Raw genomic sequence first — 11,849 nt, 5'->3', positions numbered from 1 at the left:
AGCCTGTATTTATACCTTAGCCCCAAATTGCCCCCAGTTGAAAGCCTTAGAGAGATAAAACTACAAACCCCTTTGAGAGTTTATTCACAAGATTTACAACTAATTGGCGAATTTGGCGAAATGCGCCGCAACCCCGTTAAATTCGAGCAATTGCCCACACAATATATCCAGGCATTGCTGGCTGCAGAAGACGATCGCTTTTACAGCCACTCCGGGGTCGACATCACCGGCCTGCTGCGCGCCGCTTCCCAACTGATGACCTCGGGAGAAATCCGAACCGGCGGCAGCACCATCACCATGCAGGTGGCGAGAAATTTCTTCCTGACCCGCAAACAGACTTTCACGCGCAAGTTTAACGAGATACTGCTGGCACTCCGGATCGAGGACGAGCTCAGCAAAGATGAGATCCTCACCCTCTACGCCAACAAGATCTATCAGGGCAATCGCGCTTATGGCATCGAAGCCGCCGCCCAGGTGTACTACGGAAAATCCATCAGTGAGCTCGATCTTGCACAGCTGGCGATGATGGCCGGACTACCCAAAGCCCCTTCCGCCTACAACCCCATCGCCAACCCCAACCGGGCTCTGATCCGCCGCAATTGGATCCTGAAGCGTATGCTTGACCTGGGCCACATTGACAACGACACCTATCTGGCTGCGGTCAACCAGCCGGTCACCGCCAGTTATCACGGTTACGCCTCCGAGCTGGATGCCCCCTATGTTGCAGAAATGGCGCGGCAAGAGATTCTGGATAGGGTGGGGACAGCGGCATACACCGATGGCTACCGCATCTTTACCACCATCGACAGCCAGCTGCAGCGGACAGCGCAAAAAGCTGTCCAGAACGGATTGCTCGCCTATGATCAACGCCACGGTTACCGTGGAGCGGAGAAAAGTGCCACGGATGAACAGCAATGGGGGTCCTTGCTGCGAGAAACCCCTGTCTTCGGAGACCTGACGCCAGCCATCATCACCGAGCTAGCTGACCAGTCCCTGAAAATCTTGTTGCCCAGCGGCGAGCACGCCGACATCACCTGGGAGAACGGCTTGCAAGGACTGCGTCGCTTTAATAGCCCAAACAGTCGATCTGCCCCGATCAAACAGGCTCAGGAACTTTTTGTCCGCGGAGACCTGGTTCGGGTCCGGCAACAGGAGGGCGCCTGGCACCTCAGCCAACTGCCCAAGGCCCAGGCCGCTCTCACCGCCTTGAATCCGGACAACGGGGCTATTCAGGCACTGGTAGGCGGCTTTGATTTTCGCCAGAGCCATTTCAACCGCGTCACCCAGGCGGAACGACAACCTGGCTCAAACTTTAAACCTTTCATCTATACCACCGCACTGGAAAACGGTTTTACCCCAGCCAGCATCATCAATGACGCCCCCGTGGTATTTGAGGATGATCTGCTGGAAGGGAGCTGGCGACCGGAGAATGACAGCGGCAAGTTCTACGGCCCCACCCGACTGCGCCAGGCGCTGTATTTGTCCCGCAACCTGATTTCCATCCGCATCCTGCGGACCCTGGGCGTCGAAAAAGCCATCGCCGGCCTGGGTCGTTTTGGCTTCGACCAGTCCAGGCTTCCCCACAACCTGTCACTTGCCCTGGGCAGTCACGCCGTGACCCCCCTGCAGATCGCCACCGGCTACGCCAGCTTCGCCAACGGCGGCTTTCGCGTCGAGCCGTTCCTGATCGATCGAATTGAAGACAGCAGCGGAAAAGTACTCTACCGGGCGGCCCCGCTGACCGTATGCCACCACTGCGATGAAAAAGAGCAAACTGACCCGGCTGAAGAATCCCGGGAAACTGCGGTTCGTCTAGACGCAGGCGAGACCGCCCCAGACAAGGAAGGCGAGGCCAGCCCTGACGCCCTCCAGGAAAATCCCCGCGCGCCCAGGATTATTGATGCGCGAACTGCCTACATCGTCGACTCTATTCTCAAGGATGTGATTCGCAAAGGCACCGGCAGAAAAGCGCTCGTCCTCAAACGGGCCGACATCGCCGGCAAAACCGGCACCACCAATGGCCCAAGAGATGCCTGGTTTTCCGGCTACAGCACCCACATGGTCACCACCGCCTGGGTGGGCTTCGATGAAAACCTGACGCTGGGCAGATCAGAATACGGCGGCTCCGCAGCCCTGCCCATCTGGATAGATTTCATGGGCACGGCCCTGTCCGGAAAACCGGAGTTTATCCGGCCACAACCCGAGGGCATCGTCATGGCACGGATTGACCCCGAGACAGGGCTGAGTGTAGGACCAGATCACCGCAACGCTATCTTCGAGATATTCCGCAAGGAAGATGTGCCGCCAATGGCAGAGGCGGCCAGCAATGGCGGCAGCCAGACGCCGCCGGGGGAGCCTCGACCGGAGGATCTATTCTAGTTCCTGCAGCGCGGAAGGCAGGATGGCACCCCATTCATACTGGCTGTCCGCGACCGCGTAAAAAAAAGGATTGAGCACAGAATCTTCCCTGTTATAGAGGAGGGGGCACCGATCCATTGTGAGCACTCGCCCCCCCGCAGCCTCCACTACGGCCTGACCCGCGGCCGTATCCCACTCCGATGTCGGCCAAAAATGCGGGTAGAGATCAGCAACGCCCTCTGCGATCCGGCACAGCTTCAGCGAGCTCCCTATCTGCCGCACCACCACATCGCCAAACCGCTGCGACAGCCGCTGTTGCAGGCGGACCACCTCCCCGCTACCGTGCCGGCGGCTGGCAACCAGGGTCAGTGGCACCCCGTCTGCTTCGCGCGCCGCCATGGTTCTCGTACAGATCGGCGCAGCCCGCCCTCCGGCGTACCGGTAGGCTCCAGCGCCGCGCACCCCCGCATAGCCGATACCGGCAGCCGGCGCATAAACCACCCCAAGCACCGGGCGATGATCCTCAATCAACGCAATATTGACAGTGAACTCGCCATTGCCAGACAGGAACTCACGGGTCCCATCCAGCGGGTCAACCAGCCAATAGCGACCCCACCCAGCCCGCACAGCATAGGACGGGATCGCGGATTCCTCGGACAAAATCGGCACGTTCAGCAACCCGGGCAACCGGGACAGCAGTATCTGATTGGCGGCGACATCTGCCTCGGTGACCGGAGATCGGTCTTCCTTGATCTTCGTCCCCACTTTCTGAATATCCTTATAGAAGGACATAATGGCGCTGCCCGCCGACTCTGCCAGCGCCACAATTTGCTCCAGCAGAGCAAAATCGACCCGCCCCGTCTCAGGTCTGGCCATCATCAACCTCCTCGCCGGCCTGCCCCGGGGCGGCGCGGGCAGACAACAGCTCGCGAACCAGATAAAGCGCCGCCACCGAACGGCCTTCGGTGAAATCATCGCGGCTCATCAGGGCGGCGAGGTCCCGCATCGCCCAGGGCACCACCTCAATGGGTTCCGGCTCATCCCCGGGCAAGCGCTTTGCATAGAGATCCTCCGCCAGTACCACCTGGATATCGTGCTCCATATACGCCGGGGACAAGCTGAGGCTTTTGATCACCTGCAGGCGGCGGGCACCATAGCCCACCTCCTCCATCAACTCCCGGTTGGCCGCCTGCAGGGCATCCTCACCGGGATCCATGGCCCCTTTTGGCAACGCCAGCTGGTAGTCCTCCACCCCGGCACCGTATTCGCGCACCAGCAACACGGTCTCCGGGTCGAGCATGGGCACGATCAACACCGCCCCGACGCCGGGCCGTTTCAAGCGCTCGTAGGTACGCCGCACGCCATTGGCAAACTGCAACTCCAACTGCTCGACCTGGAACAGACGGGTCCTGGCCAGGGGGCGGCGCTTCAATATCACGGGTTTTGTGGGCATACTGGAGCCTGTTCTAACTGCGGTTCAACATTATAGCTGTGAAGATTGACTGGACTACCATCGACACCGTGCTGCTGGACATGGACGGCACCCTGTTGGACCTGCATTTTGATAACTACTTCTGGCTGACCCATCTGCCCAGGCGCTATGCCGAGCACCACGGACTCTGTCCGGACCAGGCCACCCGCGACCTGCACAACCGCTTCAACGAAAAGCGCGGCACGCTGGACTGGTACTGCCTGGAGTTCTGGTCAAAGGAACTGGCGGTAAACATTCGCGAGCTCAAAGAAGAGATCAATCATCTCATCCAGGAGCGGCCCTTTGTACAGGAATTTCTCAACCAACTCGGCGAAGCGGGCAAACAGCGGGTACTGATCACCAATGCCCACCCGGAAAGCCTGGAACTCAAACTCTCGGTAACGGGTATTGGGCCACTGCTGGATCATATCTACAGCTCACACCAGTTCGGTCACCCCAAGGAGACGCCAGCTTTCTGGCAGGCTCTGGAGAAACAGCAACACTTCATTCCCGCCAGAACACTCTTTATAGACGATTCCATAGAGGTACTGAGAGCTGCGGCAGAGTACGGCATTGGCCACCTGCTGGGCATCAGCCAGCCCGACAGCAAACAGACCGCCAAAGGGGTGGACGGGTTTCCCACCATCATCCACTTTGATGAAATTCTGCCCCATGGCTGAGCAACCCCTACCAAAAGTCCGCCTCGACAAGTGGCTCTGGGCGGCGCGCTTCTTCAAGACCCGCGCCCAGGCCAAGGCGGCCATTGAGGGTGGCAAAGTACATATTGATGGGCAGCGCGCCAAACCGAGCAAGGAAATAACCATCGGTGTTGAAATGGTGATACGCCAGGGCTGGGATGAGAAAACCGTCCTGGTTGAAACCCTGTCGGAACAACGGCGCGGCGCCAGCGAGGCGGCACTGCTCTACTCCGAGACAGAAGCCAGCATCGCACTGCGGGCAAAAAGAGCAGAGGAACGCAAGGCCGCCAACCAGTCTGCCTCATTCCAGGACCACCGACCCAGCAAAAAAGAACGCCGCCAGATTCATCGATTCAAGGAACAGAACCTGTGATACGCGCCACCCTTATCTCCTGCCTGCTGATGGCCACTGGACTCTGCCACGGCGAAATCTACCGCTGGGTCGACAGTGAGGGGAAAGTCCATTTTTCAGACAAAAAACCGCAAGACTCCCCCCATGCCCAGGACATATCCGGGCAGCTGCGCCCACTGAACAGCGACAGCAGCACCTCGGAAACGGAGAAGCTACAGCAGGTGTTCCAGGAAGAAACCGCCGAGGAAAAAGCCTTTCATCAACGACAGCAGACACGACAACAACAGCAGGAGAAGCAACGCCAACAGGCCTGCCAACAGGCGAAGAATCAATTGTCGGTGTTGCGCGGTCGGGTCGCCTTCCTCGATCCGGATGGCAACGAAATTGTTGTCACCGAAACGGAGCGAGAACGCCGCGCCGAGCAACTGGAGAGGGAAATTCGCCAACACTGCTCCTGACTGCCGTGACCCAAAGAGCCCCGACTAACCCGCAAGCCCGCTGGACAACGACGACAAACCGCTCTACATTCGCCGGCCTTCCCGAGGAGCCTTCACCATGAGTCACGCCGATCAGCTGCAGCGCTTTGTTTTTGAGCATTCCGACATTCGCGGTGAAATACTGACCCTGGAGAGCAGCTTCCAGCAGGTGCTGTCCAATGCGCGCTATCCGGAGCCGGTCCAGGAGCTGCTGGGCCAATTTATGGCGGCGGCGGGGTTGCTCAGCGCCACCCTGAAATTCGAAGGGGTACTGACACTGCAAGCACAGGGCAACGGCCCTGTCACCACCATCATGGCCGACTGCACCCGGCATCATCATCTGCGCGCCATCGCCCATTTCGACGACAGCTTCCACTACGCCCAGGGCCAACCGTTGCGGGAGCTGCTTCCCTCGGGAACCCTCAGCCTGACCATCAACCCCAGCAAGGGCGAACGCTATCAGGGAATTGTACCGCTGGAGTCAGAAACGCTGGCCGGCTGCCTGGAAGACTATTTTGCCCAGTCCGAACAGCTCGCCACCCGTATCTGGCTCAGTGCTGCCCCCGCCACGACACCTCCTCGCGCAGGCGGTTTGCTGCTACAGGCACTGCCACACCAGAAGGAAGCCGATCCGGAAGTAAATCGGCAACTGTGGCAGCACGTCACCCAACTGGCCGCAACCATCACGCCAGAGGAACAGTTGCTACTGGAACACGAACAACAGCTCTATCGCCTGTTTCACCAGGATGAACTGCGTCTTTTTGAGGCAAACCCGGTGCAATTCGCCTGCAGTTGTTCCGAGGGCAGAATCGCCAATGCATTGATATCGCTGGGCCGAGAGGAACTGCAGAGCATCCTCGACGAACAGGGCTCCATTGACATTGACTGCCAGTTTTGCCACCAGCATTACAGCTTCCAGCAGGGGGACATCGACCGCTTGTTCGACGAAAGTCCACCGGTGCTCCACTAGAGCATTTTTTTCTGGCATAATTGCCGACCTTTTAGCCCGGCAGGGCTTTGAACCCGACCTGAACTTACCCAACAGGACCAATACTGATGACGCAAATCGAAGATTCTGCGGTGAATGTTTACACCGATCTGTGCGAGGCCGAACTGATTGAACTGGCGCTTCAACGCGGCGAGGGGCACCTCACTGACACCGGCGCACTGCTGGCGGTCACCGGCAAGCGCACTGGACGTTCACCCGCCGACCGGTTCATCGTGGAAGAGCCGAGCAGCCAGGATGATATCGGCTGGGGCTCGGTAAACCGCCCCTTCTCACAGGACAGATTCAACGCCCTGTGGGACCGCGTAGAAACTCACCTGGCAGATCGCGATCGATTCGTTTCTCATCTCCATGTTGGCCAGGACACAGAACACTACCTGCCGGTTAAAGTCACCACGGAGACGGCCTGGCACAACCTGTTCGGCCGCAATATGTTTATCCGCCCCGAGCGCTACAATCCCTCCAACAAGGAACAGTGGAAAATTCTCCACGCCGCCAACTTCGTCTGTGATCCCGAGCGCGATGGCACCAACAGTGAAGCGGTGGGCATTATCAACTTCGGTCAGCGCAAGGTACTGATTGCCGGACTGAAATACGCCGGCGAGATGAAAAAAGCTATGTTCTCCGTACAGAACTTCCTGCTGCCCGAAAAAGACGTCATGCCGATGCACTGCGCTGCCAACGTGGGCAAAGAGGGCGATGTCTGTTTGTTCTTCGGCCTCTCCGGCACCGGCAAGACCACCCTGTCTGCAGACCCGGCTCGCTACCTGATCGGCGACGATGAACACGGCTGGGCGAAGGGGTCCGTTTTCAATATGGAAGGTGGCTGCTACGCCAAAACCATCAACCTGAGCAAGAAGAACGAACCGGTGATCTGGGATGCCATCTGTTTCGGCGCCATCGTGGAAAATGTGGTGATCGATGAACAGCGCACCGCCGACTACGACGACACCAGCCTGACCGAGAACGGTCGCTGCAGCTACCCGCTGGAGCATGTGGCAATGCGCTGCGAGGAAAACCGCGCTGGCGAACCGAAGAACGTTATCTTCCTGACCTGTGATGTCTCCGGCGTACTGCCTCCGGTCTCCATCCTGTCAAAAGAGGCCGCGGCCTACCACTTCCTGAGCGGCTACACCGCCCGGGTGGGCTCCACAGAAATGGGTGGCTCAGCCGGCATCCAGCCGACCTTCTCCACCTGCTTCGGCGCACCTTTCATGCCCCGTCCGGCCAATGTTTACGCTGAACTGTTGATGAAACGCATCGAAGACTTCGGCAGCCGCGTTTACCTGGTGAACACCGGCTGGACCGGTGGCTCCGGCGCCGCCGGCGGCAGCGGTGCCCGTTTCCCCATTCCGGTTACCCGCGGCATTATCGCCGCCATCCAAAATGGCGACCTGGAAAACGTTGAGACCGTCAAAATGCCGATCATCAACCTCGAGATTCCCAGCAGTGTACCGGGCGTGGACGGCAGCTACCTGAATCCTCGCGAAACCTGGACTGACAAAACAGCCTACGATGAGCAGGCAACCAAGCTGGCCAGCCTGTTTGTGGAAAACATCAAGCGCTTCGACGTCACCGACAGCGTCTTGAGTGCGGGCCCGACCATCTAAACGATCTACCGACCCCACACTAAAAAGGCACCAATCGGTGCCTTTTTTAATGTTTGCTGTACCGCGCAAACCCCACGGCTACCCGCTCAGCCCCGTACTCAGGGTCAGGCCCCGCTGATAATAGTGCGCACTCTTTTCATGCTCGCCCAGCCGTGCCATCAATTGCGCCAATTCGGCATAGGCCTCGGGCTGGGCCTTAAAAGAAAGCGAACTTTCAAAATAGTCACGCGCCTTGCCCCATAGCTGATTTTTGATGCTCAAGCGGCCAAGGGTCAACATCAGCACCGGATCATTGGGCCGCTCGCGCAACCAGCTCTCGGCCGTCAACAGCCGTTTTTTTGCATCACCGCCCTCAATGAGGCCGTAAAGCCTGACCAGCTGCTCATCCCAATTGTCCTTGAGCGCCCTGCGCAAGAGAGTTTCAACCTGGCCGGTTTCCCCCAGCTGAAACAGGTCGCGGATGTATTCCTCCTGTACCCGACTGTCGCCGCGAACATCGCGGGGCAACTCCTGCCACAGCCTGACCAGCTTCTGGGTATCCTCGGCGGCTCCGGTGCGCTTGGCCTGGTCAGCGAGATTCGCCATCAATGCCACATAAACTTCCACGACAAGCTGTTCCATCGACTTTTTGTCATAGACCTTGAAGCGCCTCAGGTCGGGAAGCAACTTTTCCAGACTCCGCCAATCCTGCAAGCTGCGGTGTGCATTGGCCAACATCCTCAGCACCAGTGGATGATCCGGCGCCTTGGCATGCAGGCGCTGCAGAATAGCCAATGCGGCTTCGTAATGCTGATCCCGCAGATGCATTCTGGCCTGGGCCAAGCCAATGGCCAGCTCGCCGCCAGAGGCACTTTCCGCCGCTTTCACCAGCAACCGGTTAACGTCCTCCTGATCGCCCAGCTCATAGGCACAATTGGCTGCGGCGAGATAATTCAGCAGCGGCATATCGGCCCGCTTGGCGGTGCGGGTAAGGTTGCGTCGCGCCTGATCCCAGCGCCCTTCAATAAACTGCAGCAGCCCTCGATCAGTGCGATGGCGGTTGCGAGCCTTGCGGCCGGACAGACTATTCCTAACCAGTTTTTTGCCCGGTTCGGTCATCACCCGGAACAGGTAGGCCAACGTGCGCAGCAATGCCCACAACAACAACAGCAGTAACAGCAACGTCCACAGACTCATCTCGACACTGTAGTTGCCGAGAGCAATCAACACGTAGCCACTGGTTTCCGTCATTTGCCAGGCCAGCAAACCGCCCAGCGAGGCCACCAGCACGACCCACAACAGTAGCTTTTTCACTGCTGCGCGCCTCCGCCCTGCTCGACCTGATGGCGGTTGTGCCAACTGTCGATATAGTCACGCAGTGCATTCAGGCCCTCCGAGATATCCGGGCGAACCCGAGTGATCTGCTGTGTCTCCAGCTCTGCCAGCTGCGCAAGCAGGGCCTGGGCATGGCGGTCATTTAACTGAAAGTAAGTGGCGAGCAGTTCACGGGCTTTGCCCAAACTGGCCTGGTAGACCTGCGGCTCTTCCCGCAGCACGGCCAGCTGTGCCTGCTCGAGCACGGCACCCAATTGCAAGCGCAGCAACTGCTCCTGTTCGGGACTGAGCAGGGGATCAACCGGGTCACTGCGGCGGCGTACCAGAATAAGCTTTTCCGCTTCCGCCAGTGCCAGTCGGCCCACCTTCACCAGCGGGGTGTACCAGGGCGCATCCGCCCCTTCAGGGGGAGCAGGTAGCGGCTCAGCCTGATCGGGCGAGGACATTTTGGGCGCCAGGATCGGCAGGCTGACCACTTGCTCGGCAAGCACTTTTAATTGCAGGAACAAGCCCTCGCGATCCACCGGGGACTGACTCTTCAGCGCCACGATATTTCTGGCCAGGGCTTCGCGCACCGGGAGCAATTGCACCTCGTCCAGCTCACGGAGGATATCGTCAGCCGAAATCAACAGCGCCAGGGCGTTTTCGCTATTGCGCTCGGTTAACAGGCGCTGATTGCCCAGCCGTAGCAGGTATTCCGCTTCGGCCAGTAACCAGTCCGTCCGGGAGGCGCCGGATAATTCCCGCAGGCGACGCGCCTGGGCGCTCATCGCCAACTGTTGTTCAGCGTTATTTTTCTCCACCAGTGCGGCCAATGCCTTGCGCGCATCGACCTCGGCGGACAGCTGCTGTTCCAGTCGGGTCAGGTCATCCTGGCGAACCGACTGCACCTGGTCAGCACCACCTGGCCACTGGGGAGACGGCCCGTAGAACCACCACCAGACGCTGGCACCGCCGGCAATCAACAGCAACACAACTATCAGCCAGCCTTTGGCAGCGGATGACTTGGATGCAGATTTTCCGGGATTTTGTGCCCTGGGGGCGGCGGAGGATTGGGTGGTTTCTGGTTCCGATGGTGCGGTTTCCGCAGGGGCCTGGACACTGCCCGCACGCCCTCGCTCGCCGTTTGCCGCCGTCGCTTGGTTGTCGTCCGGCGTTATGGGTTTGTCATTATTCACTGACGCTCTTCCTGCAAATACATCCCATGATGGCCTCGGCCACCCCCCTACTCCTGTATGCGCACGGTGTTGCGGCGCGGCGGGGATTAACCGCTGTTACTGTACCACTCAAGAATTGCTGAAACCATGTCCGAAGGCAAGGCCGAGGTGGCGCTGATCACCTCTGTGAAACCTTGCCCGACAGCCAATTCCGCCACCCGTTGTCCCGGCACCAGGACCGGCAGGGACATCAGGGGTTGCCGACAGGCCGGCGCCACCAGCTGCAGCAACAGCTCCAACAGCTCTCCGCTGTGGGCCACCACCATATCGACGGCACTATCCGACAACAGGACATTGATCTGGCTGGCGTACTCCATACTCGGCCGACGCTCATACAGATCACAGCGACTGACACGGGCACCGCGTCGCTCCAGCTCCTCCGCCAACAGCGTGCGTCCGCCCCTGCCGGCAAAAATCAGCGCTTTTTCACCGGCGACCGACTGCAATGACGGCAGCTTCAGCAACCCTTCACTGTCAAAAGACTGACTCGGTGTTTCCACGGCAATCCGCTGTGCTTGCAGCACACTAGCCGTGGCGTTACCCACCGCGTAATAGCGCACCCCCGGGGGTAGTGCGGGCCAGCAACGGTTCAACCACTCCACCGCCAAGTTGGCAGCCGTGCGGCTGACAAAAATAGCTATCTGAAAATGATCAAAATTGAGCATGCGGGACTGGATGGACTCACTGTCCGAGGTGCTATCCAGCGGCACAATGTCCATTACCGGACAGCGGTACAGTTCGACATCGCAACGACTGGAGAGCGCGGCGATAAAGTCGTCGCGCTGTTGCAGGGGTCTCAGCAACAGCACGCGCAGGGGTTTGCGACCCGGAAGCATTAGCGGTCTCCGTAGACCTCGCGGAGAATTTCTCCAGCTCCCTGTGCCAACAGCATTTCTGCCAGCTGTAGACCCAGGGCTTCCGGGTCATCTGCACTGCCGCTGAGCTCAGCCCGCAACACCCTGGTACCATCCGGGGAGCCGACCAGCCCGCGCAGCCACAGCTGGCCATTCTCGAGGAGTATGGCATAACCCGCGATGGGCACCTGGCAACCCCCTTCGAGCCGGCGGTTCAAGGCGCGCTCGGCACGCACGCACTTCGCGGTTTCCCGATGGTGCAGCGGCTGTAGAAGGGTCTGCAACGCTGTATCATCAGTGCGGCACTCAATCCCCACCGCGCCCTGACCACCGGCCGGCAGGAATACTTCCGGCGCAATCCGTTGCCGAATCCGATCTTCCATTTCCAACCTGATCAGGCCGGCGGTGGCGAGAATAATGGCATCGAACTCACCGGCATCCAGTCTGCCCAGACGGGTCTGCACATTGCCTCTCAAATCACCGACGGTGAGGT

General features: G+C 59.3%; 12 protein-coding genes. 6 read left to right on the top strand and 6 right to left on the bottom strand.

Annotation, left to right across the window (positions count from 1 at the left end; genetic code table 11):
• Nucleotides 1–27: 27 nt before the first annotated feature.
• Nucleotides 28–2,379 (top strand): penicillin-binding protein 1A, encoded by a 2,352-nt coding sequence (locus ABY948_RS07620; protein WP_461481930.1) that lies wholly within the window; start codon nucleotides 28–30, stop codon nucleotides 2,377–2,379.
• Here the strand turns inward: ABY948_RS07620 and cysQ are convergent.
• Together cysQ and nudE are read right to left on the bottom strand one after the other, a co-directional pair.
• A complete protein-coding gene (gene cysQ / locus ABY948_RS07615) occupies nucleotides 2,371–3,234 on the bottom strand; it encodes a 3'(2'),5'-bisphosphate nucleotidase CysQ (RefSeq protein WP_461481928.1) in 864 nt (287 codons plus the stop codon). The two genes, ABY948_RS07620 and cysQ, sit on opposite strands and share 9 nt — an antisense overlap.
• Entirely contained in the window at nucleotides 3,221–3,811 is a 591-nt protein-coding gene (nudE, locus tag ABY948_RS07610; RefSeq protein WP_461481927.1) for an ADP compounds hydrolase NudE, read from the bottom strand. Before nudE ends, cysQ begins: the two co-directional genes overlap by 14 nt.
• A gap of 80 nt (nucleotides 3,812–3,891) precedes the next feature.
• On the opposite strand from nudE, the gene yrfG reads away from it, so the two are divergent.
• From yrfG to ABY948_RS07585, 5 genes are all read left to right on the top strand, one after another.
• Entirely contained in the window at nucleotides 3,892–4,509 is a 618-nt protein-coding gene (gene yrfG, locus ABY948_RS07605; protein ID WP_461481929.1) for a GMP/IMP nucleotidase, read from the top strand.
• Complete coding sequence (gene hslR / locus ABY948_RS07600; protein ID WP_461481926.1) at nucleotides 4,502–4,900, top strand: ribosome-associated heat shock protein Hsp15; 399 nt, start codon at nucleotides 4,502–4,504, stop codon at nucleotides 4,898–4,900. Before yrfG ends, hslR begins: the two co-directional genes overlap by 8 nt.
• Nucleotides 4,897–5,337 (top strand): DUF4124 domain-containing protein, encoded by a 441-nt coding sequence (locus tag ABY948_RS07595; RefSeq protein WP_461481925.1) that lies wholly within the window; start codon nucleotides 4,897–4,899, stop codon nucleotides 5,335–5,337. The genes hslR and ABY948_RS07595 overlap by 4 nt, the downstream gene beginning before the upstream one ends.
• A 97-nt stretch (nucleotides 5,338–5,434) precedes the next feature.
• Complete coding sequence (gene hslO, locus ABY948_RS07590) at nucleotides 5,435–6,325, top strand: Hsp33 family molecular chaperone HslO (RefSeq protein WP_461481924.1); 891 nt, start codon at nucleotides 5,435–5,437, stop codon at nucleotides 6,323–6,325.
• Between the two features lie 86 nt (nucleotides 6,326–6,411).
• Entirely contained in the window at nucleotides 6,412–7,971 is a 1,560-nt protein-coding gene (locus ABY948_RS07585) for a phosphoenolpyruvate carboxykinase (RefSeq protein WP_461481923.1), read from the top strand.
• A gap of 78 nt (nucleotides 7,972–8,049) precedes the next feature.
• On the opposite strand, the gene ABY948_RS07580 is transcribed toward ABY948_RS07585, so the two are convergent.
• The 4 genes from ABY948_RS07580 to hemC all read right to left on the bottom strand — a co-directional run.
• Nucleotides 8,050–9,264, bottom strand: a complete 1,215-nt coding sequence (locus ABY948_RS07580) for a heme biosynthesis HemY N-terminal domain-containing protein (RefSeq protein WP_461481922.1) — start codon at nucleotides 9,262–9,264, stop codon at nucleotides 8,050–8,052.
• Entirely contained in the window at nucleotides 9,261–10,463 is a 1,203-nt protein-coding gene (locus ABY948_RS07575; RefSeq protein WP_461481921.1) for a uroporphyrinogen-III C-methyltransferase, read from the bottom strand. The genes ABY948_RS07580 and ABY948_RS07575 overlap by 4 nt, the downstream gene beginning before the upstream one ends.
• Nucleotides 10,464–10,549: 86 nt before the next feature.
• A complete protein-coding gene (locus ABY948_RS07570) occupies nucleotides 10,550–11,338 on the bottom strand; it encodes a uroporphyrinogen-III synthase (protein ID WP_461481920.1) in 789 nt (262 codons plus the stop codon).
• Nucleotides 11,338–11,849: hydroxymethylbilane synthase (gene hemC / locus ABY948_RS07565; RefSeq protein WP_461481919.1), on the bottom strand; the 512-nt coding region annotated here is incomplete at its 5' end. The genes ABY948_RS07570 and hemC, both read right to left, overlap by 1 nt.

It is taken from the genome of Porticoccus sp., assembly GCF_041592135.1.
GTDB lineage: Bacteria > Pseudomonadota > Gammaproteobacteria > Pseudomonadales > Porticoccaceae > Porticoccus.
Note: the sequence above shows the minus strand (reverse complement) of the source record. Positions and strands in the feature narration are given on the sequence as shown.

Excerpts from the sequence above, each read along its gene's own strand:
- ABY948_RS07570 (WP_461481920.1), bottom strand. The coding sequence starts at position 11,338 with ATGCTTCCGGGTCGCAAACCCCTGCGCGTGCTGTTGCTGAGACCCCTG.
- cysQ (WP_461481928.1), bottom strand. The coding sequence starts at position 3,234 with ATGGCCAGACCTGAGACGGGGCGGGTCGATTTTGCTCTGCTGGAGCAA.
- hslO (WP_461481924.1), top strand. The coding sequence starts at position 5,435 with ATGAGTCACGCCGATCAGCTGCAGCGCTTTGTTTTTGAGCATTCCGAC.
- yrfG (WP_461481929.1), top strand. The coding sequence starts at position 3,892 with ATGGACGGCACCCTGTTGGACCTGCATTTTGATAACTACTTCTGGCTG.
- ABY948_RS07585 (WP_461481923.1), top strand. The coding sequence starts at position 6,412 with ATGACGCAAATCGAAGATTCTGCGGTGAATGTTTACACCGATCTGTGC.
- nudE (WP_461481927.1), bottom strand. The coding sequence starts at position 3,811 with ATGCCCACAAAACCCGTGATATTGAAGCGCCGCCCCCTGGCCAGGACC.
- hslR (WP_461481926.1), top strand. The coding sequence starts at position 4,502 with ATGGCTGAGCAACCCCTACCAAAAGTCCGCCTCGACAAGTGGCTCTGG.